The sequence below is a fragment of the Duffyella sp. Ts4 genome, assembly GCF_051851875.1.
GTDB classification, from domain to species: Bacteria; Pseudomonadota; Gammaproteobacteria; order Enterobacterales; family Enterobacteriaceae; genus Duffyella; species Duffyella gerundensis.
Genome location: NZ_JBLYPN010000025.1, coordinates 1 through 14,851 on the forward strand (window position 1 = coordinate 1; position 14,851 = coordinate 14,851).

The 14,851-nt window shown below is 55.4% G+C and carries 12 protein-coding genes; 7 read left to right on the forward strand and 5 right to left on the reverse strand.

Features of this window, described 5'->3' with window-relative positions:
• Positions 1–196: 196 nt before the first annotated feature.
• A complete protein-coding gene (locus ACJY2L_RS19715; protein WP_439214359.1) occupies positions 197–1,219 on the reverse strand; it encodes a zinc-binding alcohol dehydrogenase family protein in 1,023 nt (340 codons plus the stop codon).
• A 137-nt stretch (positions 1,220–1,356) separates the two neighbouring features.
• On the opposite strand from ACJY2L_RS19715, the gene ACJY2L_RS19720 reads away from it, so the two are divergent.
• The gene (locus tag ACJY2L_RS19720; protein WP_187487106.1) at positions 1,357–2,265 is read left to right on the forward strand and encodes a GntR family transcriptional regulator; all 909 of its coding nucleotides are present in this window, start codon (positions 1,357–1,359) and stop codon (positions 2,263–2,265) included.
• Between the two features lie 160 nt (positions 2,266–2,425).
• Positions 2,426–3,775, forward strand: a complete 1,350-nt coding sequence (locus ACJY2L_RS19725; RefSeq protein WP_371317213.1) for an MFS transporter — start codon at positions 2,426–2,428, stop codon at positions 3,773–3,775.
• A gap of 4 nt (positions 3,776–3,779) precedes the next feature.
• On the opposite strand, the gene ACJY2L_RS19730 is transcribed toward ACJY2L_RS19725, so the two are convergent.
• Both ACJY2L_RS19730 and ACJY2L_RS19735 read right to left on the reverse strand, forming a co-directional pair.
• A complete protein-coding gene (locus tag ACJY2L_RS19730) occupies positions 3,780–5,168 on the reverse strand; it encodes a hypothetical protein (protein ID WP_439214360.1) in 1,389 nt (462 codons plus the stop codon).
• Complete coding sequence (locus ACJY2L_RS19735; RefSeq protein ID WP_439214361.1) at positions 5,161–6,075, reverse strand: alpha/beta fold hydrolase; 915 nt, start codon at positions 6,073–6,075, stop codon at positions 5,161–5,163. Before ACJY2L_RS19735 ends, ACJY2L_RS19730 begins: the two co-directional genes overlap by 8 nt.
• A gap of 463 nt (positions 6,076–6,538) precedes the next feature.
• Here ACJY2L_RS19735 and ACJY2L_RS19740 point away from each other — a divergent pair, with 463 nt between their 5' ends.
• A complete protein-coding gene (locus ACJY2L_RS19740) occupies positions 6,539–7,219 on the forward strand; it encodes a DUF6088 family protein (protein ID WP_439214362.1) in 681 nt (226 codons plus the stop codon).
• 23 nt (positions 7,220–7,242) lie between these two features.
• Positions 7,243–8,217 carry a nucleotidyl transferase AbiEii/AbiGii toxin family protein gene (locus tag ACJY2L_RS19745; protein ID WP_439214363.1) on the forward strand — a complete coding sequence of 325 codons (975 nt, stop codon included), beginning with the start codon at positions 7,243–7,245 and terminating at the stop codon, positions 8,215–8,217.
• 126 nt (positions 8,218–8,343) lie between these two features.
• On the opposite strand, the gene azuC is transcribed toward ACJY2L_RS19745, so the two are convergent.
• Entirely contained in the window at positions 8,344–8,421 is a 78-nt protein-coding gene (gene azuC / locus ACJY2L_RS19750; RefSeq protein ID WP_225701779.1) for a stress response protein AzuC, read from the reverse strand.
• A 305-nt stretch (positions 8,422–8,726) separates the two neighbouring features.
• Between azuC and ACJY2L_RS19755 the strand changes: the two genes are divergently transcribed.
• Positions 8,727–8,969 carry a DUF1158 family protein gene (locus ACJY2L_RS19755; protein ID WP_067426839.1) on the forward strand — a complete coding sequence of 81 codons (243 nt, stop codon included), beginning with the start codon at positions 8,727–8,729 and terminating at the stop codon, positions 8,967–8,969.
• A gap of 340 nt (positions 8,970–9,309) precedes the next feature.
• The gene (gene mqo / locus ACJY2L_RS19760; protein ID WP_439214364.1) at positions 9,310–10,926 is read left to right on the forward strand and encodes a malate dehydrogenase (quinone); all 1,617 of its coding nucleotides are present in this window, start codon (positions 9,310–9,312) and stop codon (positions 10,924–10,926) included.
• Positions 10,927–10,979: 53 nt separating this feature from the next.
• Here the strand turns inward: mqo and ACJY2L_RS19765 are convergent, their stop codons facing one another.
• Positions 10,980–12,401 carry an SLC13 family permease gene (locus ACJY2L_RS19765; protein ID WP_439214365.1) on the reverse strand — a complete coding sequence of 474 codons (1,422 nt, stop codon included), beginning with the start codon at positions 12,399–12,401 and terminating at the stop codon, positions 10,980–10,982.
• Positions 12,402–12,429: 28 nt separating this feature from the next.
• Here ACJY2L_RS19765 and ACJY2L_RS19770 point away from each other — a divergent pair, with 28 nt between their 5' ends.
• On the forward strand, positions 12,430–14,823 hold the full coding sequence (locus ACJY2L_RS19770) for a phosphoketolase family protein (RefSeq protein ID WP_439214366.1): 2,394 nt from the start codon (positions 12,430–12,432) through the stop codon (positions 14,821–14,823).
• Positions 14,824–14,851: the final 28 nt, after the last annotated feature.

Below are 14,851 nucleotides of genomic sequence, written 5' to 3' on the forward strand. Positions count from 1 at the left end.
GACTGCCGGCCCTGCTCGGGCTGCCTTCAGGCAGAACGAAATCGCCTTTGACCTTAAAAGCTCACCTGCAAGGCAGAACGAAATGGTCCTTGACCTGGCCCTTAAAAACGCCGCCTGCAAGGCAGAAAGAAATAGCCTTTGACTTGGCCCACAAAAGGCCGCCCGCCTCCGGGCAAACCCATATCGTTGCTGATCCTCAGAAAAACACCACGCCTTTAATCAGATTACGGTTATTAATCACTCCCTCCTCAAACTCATCTGCCAAGCCAGCAAACGCAAAGCGATGGGTAAACATCATGTCGGCGCGTAGGCTGCCTGCGGCCATGAGCTCGCGCACCTTGTCAAAATCTTCGCGCGTGGCGTTGCGGCTGCCCATCAGGGTGGTCTCTTTCTTGTGGAAATCGCTGTCGGGAATCACCAGATCGCCTTTGTGCAGGCCGACAAACACCACGCTACCGCCGTGCCGAATCAGGTTCACCACGCCGTTCATTGCTGCCGGACTGCCGGTGGCGTCGATCACCTTTTCTGCCAGCATGCCGTTGAACTGATCGCGTAGCGCCGCATCAAAACCGGCATCGAGCGGGTTCAGCGTCACCAGGCCAAGCTGCTGCGCCACGTGATCACGGCGAAAATCGCTGGTGTCTGCCACCACCACTTTTGCCCCCGCAGCGGCGGCAATGGCGGCGACGCCAAGGCCGATCGGCCCGGCACCCACCACCAGCAGATGATCGTCCGCGACAATGGCCGCCCGGCGCACCGCATGGGCGCTGATGGCGAACGGCTCAATCAATGCCGCCGCTTCAGGCGGTAGCGCATCAACAGCCAGCAGATTGCTCACCGGCACGCTGAGGAAATCGCAAAAGCCACCATCCTGATGCACGCCAATCACCGAGATATTTTCACAGCAGTTGCTCTTGCCGCTCTGGCAGGCACCACAGTGCTGACAGGAGAGATAAGGCATCAACGCCACGCGTTGACCGACGTGAAAATCGCTGACGCCGCTGCCCAACGCCACCACTTCGCCGCAAAGTTCATGGCCCAGCACGCGTGGATAGCTGAAGAACGGCTGATTGCCGCCCCAGGCATGAATGTCGGTGCCGCAAATGCCGGCCGCCACTATTTTCAGCAGCGCTTCGCCCGGCTGCGCAGTGGGTTTCTCACGGGTTTGCCACTGCATGCTGCGCGGTTCGGCACAGACCAGCGTATTCATCGTTGTCATTGTTAATCTCCTGTTATCACTGCGCTGTTATGACCAATAATCGCCGACAGCAGCGCACCCTGTGTACAGAACTGTGACAACACAGCGTTTTTTTGGGCTTTGCATGGTTTTTAATGGATAAAAAACCGGAAACCGTCATGAGCCGTAGTCAGGATTTACGTCACAACGTGATTAATCAGATGCTGGATGGCATTGAGCAGCGTCATATTCCGTCACCGCTGCCGCCACAGGCTGCGCTGGCAGAAATGTTTAACATCAGTCGCACCACGGTGCGCCATACGCTGCACTATTTACATCAGCGCGGCGTGCTGGAAAAAGTGCATGACAGCTACGTTATCGTGCGTCAGCCCGCGGGCGAAGATCGCCTTGCCGACGTTGCTCTGCCGATTGCCGAACAGGCGGCGCGCGTTGAGGAAGCCTTTTTCCAGATGATCAATCAGCGACAGCTGCTGGCAGGCGATAACTTTTCTGAATTACAGCTGGCGCAGACGATGAGAGTCAGCCCGGTGGTGGTACGCGAATTCCTGCTGCGTTTTATGCGCTATGACCTGCTGGAGCCGGTACGACGCGGCCACTGGCGGATGAAAAAATTCGATCAGGCCTATGCCGAGCAGCTATTTGAACTGCGGGAAATGCTGGAAACCCACGCGCTGAATCGCTTTATTAATCTGCCCGCCAGTGATGAACGCTGGATACGCATTCGCGATCTGCTCGACCGTCACCGCGAGCTGCGTGACAGCATCGCCAGCAGCTATCGTCGTTTTGCGGAGCTGGATAAGGCGATGCACACGCTGATTCTGTCAGCGGCCAACAACGTCTTTTTTAATCAGTCGATGGAGATTATTTCGGTGATTTTTCATTCGCACTATCAGTGGGACGAAAGCGATCTCAAGCAGCGCAATATCATTGCACTGGAAGAACATATGGCGATCCTGACCGCGATGATCCACCGCCAGGATCTCAATGCCCAGCGAGCGCTGCATCGTCATCTCGCCACCGCCAAATCTTCCATGATCCGCTCGATCAACCAGTATCAGCGCAATTAAAAACCGATTAAAAACCGTGAAGCGGAACCTGCTGCACGGAAATGAAACAACTTAGCAACATCTCCCGTCACACTCATTAGTCTGCTTACAGCCTTCAGGCTCATGAAACGGTAAGTTCCTTACCCGACAACAACGCGTCCTACCCTGCTGGGAGATGGCAATGGAAAATATTACCGGCCGTAAAAGTGATACGGTCTCAACACCACCAGGCGATGAATTTATTCCGGCGCGCGGCGCGCTGGTCCGTTCGCCACGCATCCGTAAGATTCAAATTACCGCCATGACGCTGCTGCTGCTGGCAGCGGTGATTAACTATCTCGACCGCAGCTCGCTGTCCGTCGCGAATATGACTATTCGTCAGGAGATGGGGCTGTCAGCTACGGAAATTGGTCTGCTGCTCTCTGCCTTTTCGCTGGCATATGGCATTGCCCAGCTGCCCTGCGGCGCGTTGCTGGATCGCAAAGGGCCGCGCATCATGCTCGGTATCGGCATGTTTGTCTGGTCGTTTTTTCAGGCGCTCTCCGGGCTGGTAAACAACTTCACGCATTTTATCCTCGTGCGCATCGGTCTTGGCATCGGTGAAGCGCCGATGAACCCGTGCGGCGTCAAGGTGATCAACGACTGGTTCAACATCAAAGAACGCGGCATGCCGATGGGCTTTTTCAACGCGTCGTCGATGATTGGTCTGGCGATCAGCCCGCCGATTCTGGCGGCGATGATGATGGTGATGGGCTGGCGCGGCATGTTTATCACCATCGGCGTGTTCGGCATGGTACTGGCCATTGGCTGGTACATGCTCTATCGCAACCGTGATAACAACATTCTTAGTGCCGAAGAGATTCACTATTTGCAGGCGGGCAGCGTGGCGGCACGCAAGGAGCCGATGAGCTTTGCAGAATGGCGCGGGCTGTTTAAAAACCGCACCATGTGGGGAATGATGATTGGCTTTAGCGGCATCAACTATACCGCGTGGCTCTATATCGCCTGGCTGCCCGGCTATCTGCAGTCGACTTACAATCTGGATTTGAAAAGCACCGGCTGGCTGACCGCCATTCCGTTCCTGTTCGGCGCCGCGGGCATGCTGCTCAACGGTTACGTGGTGGATGCACTGGTCAAGCGTGGCATGCAGGCGGTGAAAACCCGTAAGGTCTGTATTGTGGCCGGTATGCTGCTGTCAGCGGCCTTCACCGCGGTGGTGACCCGCGCCGACAGCACCGGCAGTGCAGTATTGATTATCGGCATGGCGCTGTTCTGTATTCACTTTGCCGGCACCTCCTGCTGGGGGTTGATTCACGTTAACGTCACCGCACGCATGACTGCATCGGTCGGCAGCATCCAGAACTTTGCCAGCTTTATCTTTGCGTCCTTTGCCCCGGTGATTACCGGCTGGATCCTCGATACCACCAAATCCTTTAGCCTGGCACTGACCATCTGTGCTTGTGTGACGGTGGTGGGCGCCATGGCCTATCTGTTCATGGTGAAAAAACCGATCGTCGACCAGGTACCCTAACCTCTTATAACGGCGTCAGCGTGACGCCAAATTTTTCGCCGTAGCGCTGGATTCCGCTAATGAGCTTATCCAGCGCCAGCGGCGGTGGCGGCGCCTGCAACGGTGCTCGCTGCTGTAGCGCCTCATCAAAACGCGACAGCGTGGCGAAATCGCGCGGGTAACGTTCAGCATCCGCCCCCACAAACGCCCCTTCTTCTTTGGCACAATCCAGTAGCTGCTGCCAGCGCGCAATCGGTGCCATGCCGATGCTTTCGGTGCCGTGTGAAAACAACAGCATATCGATATGGTTAAACGGTGGCTGTTTATCGAGAAAACGCTGCAGATTATTCGCCGACGGTTCAGTGCAGAACACCAGCCAGAACGGTATCGCGTGCAGCTGCTGGGTCACCCACGGGTCCATCAGCAGGAAATTATCGACCACCAGCCGCGTCGGCAGAATGCCCGCTGCGATGTACCAGTCGCGATAAATTTCCGCCGTCACAAAGCTGAGATCTTCCGGATGCTCGTAGCTCAGCTCCAGCAGCGTCCAGTTCTGATCGGCCGCCAGCTCACGCAGTTCCGACAATAGCGCCGGATCGAATCCCCATTCTGCCTCCGGCAGCCGGGCGTTGGGTTCTGGCGGCTGCCAGCGATCACGATCGACACCGTAGCGCGCAAGATACTCCGCCACACGCGGCCCGCCGGTGAAATACTCCTGTTCGCTGGCCCCGCCGAGCGCACCGAACTGGAAGCAGGCGCGATCGTTGGTGCGCGTCACCGGCCAGCTCTGGCGGCAATGATTGACGATCAGCGTGGAGCCGGGCGGCAGAGAGCTGAGCAGAAACTCTTTGGTCGATAAGGTCAGGCGGCGCTGCTTGAGCCGGAAATAAGACATCTGATCGAGCATCAGTCGATCCTGATTCGGGTCCTGTATGTGATGTACGGCAAGATGCGGCGACACCGTCAGCAGCGCATCAATCACCGGCCTGCCCTGTTCAAATCCGCGTTGGGCATCATCAGGATCGTTGTCCAGCGAGCGTACCGGACAGAGAAAGGTCTGCGGCAGCCAGGGGATGCCCATCGCCGAGGCGAGGTGCACCATCGCGCCGTTGGAGGAACCGATAAAAGCCGCCGGATAATCACGCTGCGGATACTGCTCACACATCCACTGATTAATACCTTCTACATCGAGCTTTTGCGCTTTTTTCAGGGTAATGCCTTCCGCCATGCCGCCAATGGCGTAGCCCCATTCGCGCAGCGTATCGGGCAGGCGATTTAAGGCGGGCAACAGGCGATCAAGCGCGGGCGACTGGCTCGGGCTGCTGAAGGGCTGTTGATGCAATGCCGAAGCGAGCGCCGCAACCATGGCGGCGGCAGAGTCAAAACGGGCGATGCCCCGTGGCGCTTTACTCATGATCATGCTCCCGGTTAGCCATCAGGAAAGGACGAATCGCGCGGCAGAAATTCCATGGATAGACGTAGTTCAGGGTATGCGTGCCCTGCTGCAGTGTCAGAATTTCACTGTCCGGCAGCAGCGCGTCCATCTCTTCAATCCAGCGCGCCGGTGAGACCACATCACGTGAGCCACGCACCAGTAGCGTGGGCGCCTGAATATAAGGCAGCCGCTGCTCAATGCGGTCACGCATCATGATGCGTATCGATGCCAGCGCGCGAAAAACACCGGCTTTGGCGTAGTCGACACGGCTCAGCGACGCAGGAGAGTGAAATTTTTCGCGTCGGCCGTTGCGCCAGTCGCGCCACATTTGTACCGGCAGAAAACGCGCATGGCGATCCACCGTCGGGCCCTGCAAGACCAGCGCGGCCACCGCTTCAGGATGCCGCACCGCTAACGCGGCCAGCACCTGACAGCCAAAAGAGTTGCCGATAAACAGCGCGCGGGGAATATCGTTGTGCTGCATCCACTGCCAGAGCGCATCGGCCTGCTGATCGACCGTCAGCGTCGGCGACGCCGCTGGCATCGCGCTGGCACCATAGCCCGGCAGATCGGGCACCAGCACGCGGAAATCCCATGACAGCGCAATGGCCAAATCTTCCATTGCACGGCCCGACAGCACCAGACCATGAATCAACACCACCGGTAAACCGGGCATCGGCTTTGCCGTCGCGCGGGTAAATATTCGCCAGCGGCCTACCTGCTGATAATAACCGGCCAGCCCGGCGTGATGACTGTGAATGCCCACCGGCGGCGTCTGTTGTAATGCCCGCCACTTCTTTATTCCCCACACCGTGCCCGCCATTCCGGCCGCCATTGCCACCATCAGGGCACGCTGTTTGCCGTTACGCTGCGTTTTTTCTTTCATGCGTCGCTCCTGTCAGGGTTGCCAGTTTGAGTGTAGGAGCATTACGCGCAGTGTGGGAAAGCAGAAAGGTGAGGCAGATTAAAAAAGCGTTATCTTCAGCATGATGCGCTCATCAGGATAAGGCGTTCGCCGTGACAGCAGCCTCAGTTTTGCGCAGGCATCGACAGGAGCGTGCTTTGGCGACAGGGCGCGTGCTGCCTGTCAGCACAGCACACGCATTAACGTCGCTAACCAGCACGCAGAATTCGCCTGTGCGTAGAAATTGTGGACACTGGGTAAGAGAGCCGATCACCTGTTGCACGGTCACATCAGGCTTTACTGGCGCCGCTGGCTGAACATGCCTGAGCCGCTGTTTATCGCTTTCTTTATGGACAACACGTTGGCTTCTTGTCATGTTTTTCACGCGAAAAACTTGTCACCTGAGCGGCTGTTGATAAAATAACCGTTTTACCCGGAGGCGCAGATGAGCATTCAACAGCAGGTTGCCCGGCAGGTTGCTGCAACACCGCCGGGTAAGATCATTGTCAGCCGTGATTTTCCGGCCTGGAAAAGTGCGCCCAACAGCCTGTCGAAAGCACTGAGCCGCCTGGTGGCTTCCGGTGAGCTGGCGCGCTTTGCCAAAGGGCAATTTTATCGCCCGAAAACGGGTATGTTTGGCCAACAACAGCCTACAGACAGTGAAAAACTGCGGCCGCTGTTATTTGAGAATGGAAAACGAACGGGGTATATTACCAGCTTCAATCTATACAGTCGGTTTGGTTTGACAACTCAATTACCAATGACCGTAACAATAGCGCGTAACGGCTCCCGGCAAAATAAAAACCTGGGAAACTTCAGCGTAAAAATAATTCCCAGCAAGGCCCCCATTACTGAAGATAACATTCCTTACCTGGAAATATTGGATGTAGTGCGAACTATATCACAAATACCTGATACGTCTGTTGCAACAACAATAGTAAGATTGCGATCGCTAATCCAGAATAACAACAATATTAAAATAGAAAATTTAATCAATACGGCTATCGCGTATTATCCCCCTGCCACACGATTTATATTGGCAAAGATAATCGCTTCATTCTCCAGCCAATTGGAAGAACGATTACGTAAATCACTAAATCCGGGATCGCGCTTTCGGATAACGTAGGGAATAATGCAATGCATTTGCACATGGATGACGCAGTATTTAAGGAGACCGTTTTAGCAACAGCACATCATTTCAACATACCCGAACTTTATATAGAGAAAGACTATTGGGTTACGCTTCTTTTATTACGCCTTAGTCAGTATGATTTGAACAGCCAGTTAATCTTTAAAGGCGGTACTGCTTTAGCAAAGGCATCACGCATCATTGAGCGTTTTTCGGAAGATATTGATCTTGCTGTTCTGATGCCAGGCTGTAACGGCAATCAGATTAAAACATTTATGAAAAATACCGAAATCAGAATTACTTCAGATCTGATCCCATTACCTGGTCATGCCGGAGAAAGTAAAGGCAGTATATTTCGCAAAACCTATTACCGCTATCCACAACACTTTCAGGGCGAGTTCGGCCAGGCTTCGCAGTCAATTTTATTAGAAATAAGCGCATTTAGTTTACCAGAACCTGTAATAGAATCGCAGATTGGTTGTCTTGTTGGCGACTTTTTACGCCATTATAACCATACGAGTATAATCGAACGGTATCAGCTTCAAACTTTTCCGCTGCTTACATTGAGTGTAGAAAGGACGTTAATAGAAAAAGTTGTTGCACTTGTTAAAGCAGCTCGCTCAGCTGAGCCGGAAAAGCAATTAAAGTTAAAAATAAGACATATTTATGATATCTGCATGATATTGCGCCATGAGAAATATTTTACCTCACTGAGAGAAAACAAACTTAATACAATGTTGGCAGTAGTCATTGAAAACGATTTGGCGCAATTTAAACAGGCAGGCAACTGGCTTGAACTGCCATTAAATACCATTCCGATTTTTACTCTACCCGATCAGTATTGGCACAATCTTAAAGATGAATTCTACGGTGCCTTTGTTCATATGGTTTACCATCAAAAATTGCCAGATGATAAGGAAGTGATCGCTGCGCTCAACGCGATTCAGCGGCTGCTTACCCACTATCAGCTTCAGGCAGGAATGCACCAGGCATAAAAGTCAGGACATGATGCTAAAGAATGCGTGGCAGAAAAGCTGGACAGGAAGCGATGCAAAATAGCAAAAAGGTGATAATCATCGGTCGATCCCTGACCGCGATTATCGAGGGTGTCTGTCAGCCGGTTACGACATGGCGCCCGGCGGTACGTGTTTGAAAGTATTCACATAAGTGCGAAACACGTATTTGATAAAACGACGCATAACAATGGCCTGATTCAAAATTTGTTAGGGATATACAAAAAAATTATACATAACGGCGCTTTTATCGGCAACAAAATTTGATCCACGTCACAAAAAATCACTTCACCACGGGTTCTGGCTGCTGTGTAACCGCCCGATGTCGCGTTCGCTTCACTTCATTGCTCGATTGTCTGCGCGATCTGTTTGCCTTCTGCTTCAGTTTCCCTGCCCGCTGCGGACAGCGTTCATGACTGTTCTCGCCATCATCATTGAACCCCGATGCGCTTTCGCTGACAATGTCGCCTCTCTACAACGGACAGAAAGCTATGAACAATCCTTTTGAAGCGCTGGCGATGCCCGGCTCGATTTTACTGCTGGGTTTTCTCTCAGCGCTGTTATTGCCCGCGCCCGCTTTCGGCCTTCAGCTGGCAAACCATTTGATGACGCTGTTTCACTTCAGCGATCTTGGCCAGCTCTATACCATCGTATTTGGGCTGTGGTTTCTGCTGCTCGGTACGCTTGAATTCTTCCTCATCCGCTTCGTCTGGCGCCGCTTTTTTCGGGTGTAAATTTTCGCTGCCGGAAGGAATTCGCTTTCCGGCATTGTCGCCAACTTTAAATTAACATATCCTTAACACCTGCCTGGTAAACTGTGACTGCATTATCACTTTCGCTAATGCTGAATCATTTCCGCATTTAAAATTTGAACAAATGTTTAAAAAATCTGCGGTAATGTTATATTTCCGGCTGCACGTATAACCTGTGGTTAACCCAAATAACCCGTACGGAAGCGTGAATACCTCTTACTTTTTATCTGAATGAAATGGCTCAACTCGCTCCTGAGAAGCGGGACCTTTCATCTGCAAAAAACCTGTTGGTTGATTGGCCGACAGATGGAGACGTTGCCCCATGCGTAAATCATCATCACTGCTGGCGCTGAGTATGAATGCTATTGGTGCCAGCCCGGAAGCAGTTGCCGACAGGCAAAAAGAGGTCGATGTGCTGCTGATCGGCGGCGGCATCATGAGCGCCACGCTCGGCACCTATTTGCAGGCGCTGGAGCCAGACTGGACGGTAACGCTGGTTGAGCGACTGGATCAGGTGGCCGCCGAGAGTTCAAACGGCTGGAACAATGCCGGTACCGGTCACGCTGCACTGGCTGAGATGAACTACACGCCGCAAAACGCAGACGGCTCGGTCAATATCGATAAAGCCGTGGCAATCAACGAAGCCTTCCAGGTGTCGCGTCAGTTCTGGGCCTCACTGGTGCAGAAAGGCGTGCTGCACAATCCGCGCAGTTTCATTCAGACTACACCGCACATGAGCTTCGTCTGGGGCGACGAAAACGTCGACTTCCTGCGCAAGCGCTATCATGCGCTGCAAAAAAACTCGCTGTTTCGCGGCATGGAATATTCAGAAGACCCGCAGCAGATTGCCCGCTGGGTGCCGCTGGTAATGAAAGGCCGTGATGCGAAACAAAAGGTTGCCGCAACCCGCACCTTAATGGGCACCGACGTCAACTTTGGCGAAATTACCCGCCAGTTGGTCGCCGCGCTGTGCAAGCATCCGCAATTTTCCCTGAAGCTGCGCCACGACGTACGTGATATTACGCGCCTGGCCGACGGCCGCTGGCAGGTCACGCTGGTGGATCTGAATAACGGCGGCGCGCAGCAGGTTATCCGGGCGAAACAGATCTTTATTGGCGCCGGTGGCGCCGCGCTGCCGCTGCTGCAAAAAGCGGGCGTGCCGGAAGCAAAAGGCTATGCCGGTTTCCCGGTGGGCGGCTCTTTCCTGGTGACGGAAAATCAGGAAGTGGTGAAGCGTCATCTGGCGAAGGTTTATGGTAAAGCCGCGGTGGGCGCGCCGCCGATGTCGGTACCGCATCTTGATACGCGTATGCTGGATGGCAAACAGGTGTTGTTGTTTGGCCCGTTCGCTACCTTCTCTACCCGCTTCCTGAAAAGCGGTTCGCTGCTGGATATGTTTGGCGCAATGAATGGCTCCAACCTGCTGCCCATGGCACGCGTGGGCATCGACAACGTTGACCTGGTCAAATATCTGGTAGGTCAGGTGCTGCAAACCGATGAGCATCGTCATCAGGCGCTGCAGGAATACCTGCCGGAAGCGCGGCCAGAAGACTGGTATCTGGTGAAAGCGGGACAGCGCGTGCAGATCATCAAAAAAGATGAGAAAAAAGGCGGTGTGCTGCGTCTGGGCACCGAAGTTGTTGCCTCAGCCGATGGCAGTATCTCAGCGCTGCTGGGCGCGTCTCCGGGCGCATCAACGTCAGCACCGATCATGATCGAGCTAATGAGCAAAGTGTTCAAAACGCAGATGGCCTCGCCAGAGTGGCAGGCGAAACTGAAGACGCTGATTCCTTCTTATGGTCAGAAGCTCAGTGGCAACGTGGCGGCAACCGAGCACGTGCTGGCGACCACCAGCCGTATTCTGCAGCTCGACTACACGCTGGCTACGCTGGTGGCGAACGATGAAGATTCATCAACCGGCGCGGTAGTGGGTAAATAATCGGCCACGCCGATCGATCATCAGGGCGAACGTCGGTTCGCCCTTTTTTGTTTTTATACGTAGCCAAGCACTCGAAACCAGAGATAGTTTAGCGGCAACAAAAGCAGCGCACTGAGCACCGCCAGCCATACACAGAGGCGCACACCATCACGCGGCGAGACCTTGCCGAGCGCCATGGCCACCACAATGGGCGATGCCTGATAAGGCAGCAGCGGCGTGGCGTAGGCCAGCACCTGGATCATGATTACTGTCAGCAGCGGAAACCCTGATGCCCCGGCAAACTGCTGCGCCATCGGCGTGAACATTGCTGGCACGCCGTTGGCGGTGACCACAAAATTCAGCGCCGAGGTGAGCGCGCTCAGCGACAAAAAGCTGATGAACGGCTGTTGCGGGCTGAGCGGCGTTATCGCCAGCAGGCCGTGAGCAATCACTGCACCCAATCCCGACTCCACCACCACCGCGGTCACGCCGAGGATCGCCGCGACATACAAGCAGGTGCGGAAATTGACGCCGCTGGCAAAGGCATCGCCGGAGACAAACCCGATACGCGGCAGCAAACAGACACAGGCAGCGGCCAGGCCGATCCAGGCGGGGGAAATACCGTGCAGGCTGTCGGTCATCCAGAACAGCAGCGTCAGAGCAAGAATGACCATTAGCCGCCGTTCATCGTTGCTTAAGGGCGGCTGCTTAAGCCTGCCGATCACCGGTTTGGGTCGACCGGGAAACAGCCAGCAGAGGCAGAGCATCAGCAGCACGCCCTTCATGATGCCAACCACCGGCGTATGTAAGAACCACCACGGCATCCATGCCAGATGCAGATGAAACGCGTTTTCTGCCGCACCGCTCATCACCAGATTCGGCACGTTGGCCGGTAAAATGCTGGCGGAGAGCTGAAAGGTGCCAAAGCCTACCGCCAGCGCCAGTCCTGTCCAACCGCGGCTACCCTCAGCAATGTTGGCCTGCCGTGCCAGCGCCCCGACCACCGGCATCAACAGCGCGATGCGCCCCATATTAGACGGCATGACATACGCCAGCAGATAGCTGAGAACAATGACGCCGCCGATCATCCGCGGCCAGGAGCGGCTCAGCGGCATCACCAGCAGGCTGGCAAGCCGGTCGGCCAGGCCAACTTGACGAATCGCCACGCCAAGGATAAATCCGCTCAGCACCAGCCAGAACGCTGAAGAGGCAAAACCACTGAATACCGTGGCCGCCGGTGCGATATGCAGCAGCATCGCGGCGGCAAAAAACAGCAGTGCGGTGATAAATTCAGGCAGGCGCGCGGTGGCCCACAGCAGAATGGTCATGGCGACCACGATGCCGGTTAGCCACAGGTCGGACGGAAAATGCATCAGATTATGCTCCGGGCAGAATGTCCTAAAAGGCTGTGGAAAGTGGCTTAACCCCACTTCTTCGTCCAGGGTTAAGAAGTATTCCGTTTCAGCAGGTGCCGGTAAAGCCTGGCTTGCTCGCATCTGTGACGCCACTCACAGGAGAATCTGCATGTCTCAGTCACTGCCAGCTTACGCTGAATCTGACTTCACCCTGCTCGATCGCTACTGGCGCGCCGCGAACTATCTTTCGGTCGGCCAAATTTATCTGATGGATAACCCGCTGCTGCGTGAACCGCTAAAACCGGAACATATCAAACCGCGCCTGCTCGGCCACTGGGGCACCACGCCGGGCCTTAACTTCATTTATGCGCACCTGAATCGCGCCATCCGCCAGCGCGATCTCGATATGATTTACGTGTGCGGTCCCGGCCACGGCGGTCCGGGCATGGTGGCCAATACCTGGCTGGAAGGCACTTACAGCGAGATTTATCCGCAGGTCAGCGACGACGCCGCAGGCATGCAGCGACTGTTCAAACAGTTCTCATTTCCTGGCGGCATTCCCAGCCACGCAGCGCCAGAAACGCCCGGTTCGATTAATGAGGGCGGCGAGCTGGGCTACTCGTTGTCGCATGCCTTTGGTGCCGCCTTCGATAATCCCGATTTAGTGGTGCCGTGTGTCATTGGTGATGGCGAAGCAGAAACCGGGCCGCTGGCTTCCAGCTGGCATGGCATTAAGTTTCTCAATCCACGCCGCGATGGCGCAGTGCTGCCTGTCCTGCATCTCAACGGCTATAAAATTGCTAACCCCACGCTGCTCGGTCGTGCCAGCGATGACGATCTGCATCAGCTGTTTAGCGGCTACGGCTATGAGCCGCTGTTTGTTTGCGGCGACGATCCGCAAAAAATGCACCCGCTGATGGCCGCCGCGCTGGACAGTGCGCTGGATAAAATTCGTGCGTATCAGCAGCAGGCGCGCAACGGCAGCGATGCGGTAAGCCTGCCGCGCTGGCCGATGATTATTCTGCGCAGCCCCAAAGGCTGGACCGGCCCCAAAACCGTGGATGGCAAAAAGGTAGAGGACTTCTGGCGCGCACATCAGGTGCCGGTGGCCAACTGCCGCGATGATGAAGGCCACCGCGAGATCCTCGAACAGTGGCTGCGTAGCTATCAGCCGGACACGCTGTTTGATCAACAGGGCAGGCTTAAACCCGAGCTGCGTGCGCTTGCCCCTGAAGGCGACAAGCGTATGGGTGCCACCCCATTCGCTAACGGTGGTCGCTTGCGGCGTGAGCTGGTAACGCCCGCGCTGGCAGATCATGCCATTGCGGTGACCAGGCCGGGCGAAACCCAGGCGCAGTCCACCGAAATTCTGGGCCGCTATCTGAGCGCGCTGTTTACGCAGAATCAGGATAATTTTCGCCTCTTCGGCCCGGATGAAACCGCCTCTAATCGCCTGACGCCGGTGTTTGACGTGACCAGTCGCACCTGGATGGAGGCGATCAAACCTTACGATGAGCAGCTGGCCAGCGATGGCCGGGTCATGGAGATCCTGAGTGAGCATCAGTGTCAGGGCTGGCTGGAGGGCTATTTACTGACCGGACGTCACGGCCTGTTTAACTGTTATGAGGCGTTTATTCACATTGTCGCCTCGATGTTTAACCAGCATGCGAAATGGCTCAAGGTGTCGCGTTCCTTGCCCTGGCGCGCGCCGGTAGCCTCGCTGAATTACCTGCTCTCTTCGCACGTCTGGCGTCAGGACCACAATGGCTACAGCCATCAGGATCCTGGCTTTATCGATCACGTTGCCAACAAGAAAGCGGACATTGTGCGCATTTATCTGCCGCCCGATGCCAATACGCTGTTGTGGGTCGGCGATCACTGTCTGAAAACCTGGGATCGCATCAACGTGATCGTCGCCGGTAAACAGCCTGCGCCGCAATGGCTGACGCTGGATGCCGCGGTGAAGCATTGTGAGGCGGGTATGGGCAGCTGGCCGTGGGCCGGCAATGAGCACGCGGGCAGCGAGCCGGATGTGGTCATGGCCTGCGCCGGTGATGTGCCGACTATGGAGACGCTGGCGGCGGTGGATCTGCTGCGTCAGTATCTGCCCGATCTCAGCGTACGCGTGGTTAACGTGGTGGATTTAATGGCGCTGCAAACGCAGGAGCAGCATCCGCACGGCAAAGCAGATGCGGAGTTTGATGCGTTATTTACCCGCGATAAACCGGTGATTTTTGCCTTCCACGGCTATCCATCGCTGATCCATCGTCTGACCTACAAGCGCAATAATCACCGCAATTTCCACGTGCGTGGTTTTATGGAGGAAGGCACCACCACCACGCCGTTCGATATGACGGTGCTGAACGAGCTGGATCGTTTTCATCTGGCGCAGGAAGCGATTTTACGCGTGCCGGGTTTGGCGGAGAAGCATGGCGACGTGCTGGATACGCTGGCGGAGAAACTGGCGGAGCACCATCGTTACGTGCGGGAATACGGGGAAGATTTACCGGAGGTGCAGGGCTGGAAATGGCCTTCACAATGCGGTGAAGGCGCACCGGAGTAAGCGCGGTGGCGGCAGGGAAGCCGCCAGA

Coding starts and splice junctions, on each gene's coding strand:
- ACJY2L_RS19715 (WP_439214359.1), bottom strand. CDS start 1,219: ATGACAACGATGAATACGCTGGTCTGTGCCGAACCGCGCAGCATGCAG.
- ACJY2L_RS19720 (WP_187487106.1), top strand. CDS start 1,357: ATGAGCCGTAGTCAGGATTTACGTCACAACGTGATTAATCAGATGCTG.
- ACJY2L_RS19725 (WP_371317213.1), top strand. CDS start 2,426: ATGGAAAATATTACCGGCCGTAAAAGTGATACGGTCTCAACACCACCA.
- ACJY2L_RS19730 (WP_439214360.1), bottom strand. CDS start 5,168: ATGAGTAAAGCGCCACGGGGCATCGCCCGTTTTGACTCTGCCGCCGCC.
- ACJY2L_RS19735 (WP_439214361.1), bottom strand. CDS start 6,075: ATGAAAGAAAAAACGCAGCGTAACGGCAAACAGCGTGCCCTGATGGTG.
- ACJY2L_RS19740 (WP_439214362.1), top strand. CDS start 6,539: ATGAGCATTCAACAGCAGGTTGCCCGGCAGGTTGCTGCAACACCGCCG.
- ACJY2L_RS19745 (WP_439214363.1), top strand. CDS start 7,243: ATGGATGACGCAGTATTTAAGGAGACCGTTTTAGCAACAGCACATCAT.
- azuC (WP_225701779.1), bottom strand. CDS start 8,421: ATGCGTCGTTTTATCAAATACGTGTTTCGCACTTATGTGAATACTTTC.
- ACJY2L_RS19755 (WP_067426839.1), top strand. CDS start 8,727: ATGAACAATCCTTTTGAAGCGCTGGCGATGCCCGGCTCGATTTTACTG.
- mqo (WP_439214364.1), top strand. CDS start 9,310: ATGCGTAAATCATCATCACTGCTGGCGCTGAGTATGAATGCTATTGGT.
- ACJY2L_RS19765 (WP_439214365.1), bottom strand. CDS start 12,401: ATGCGAGCAAGCCAGGCTTTACCGGCACCTGCTGAAACGGAATACTTC.
- ACJY2L_RS19770 (WP_439214366.1), top strand. CDS start 12,430: ATGTCTCAGTCACTGCCAGCTTACGCTGAATCTGACTTCACCCTGCTC.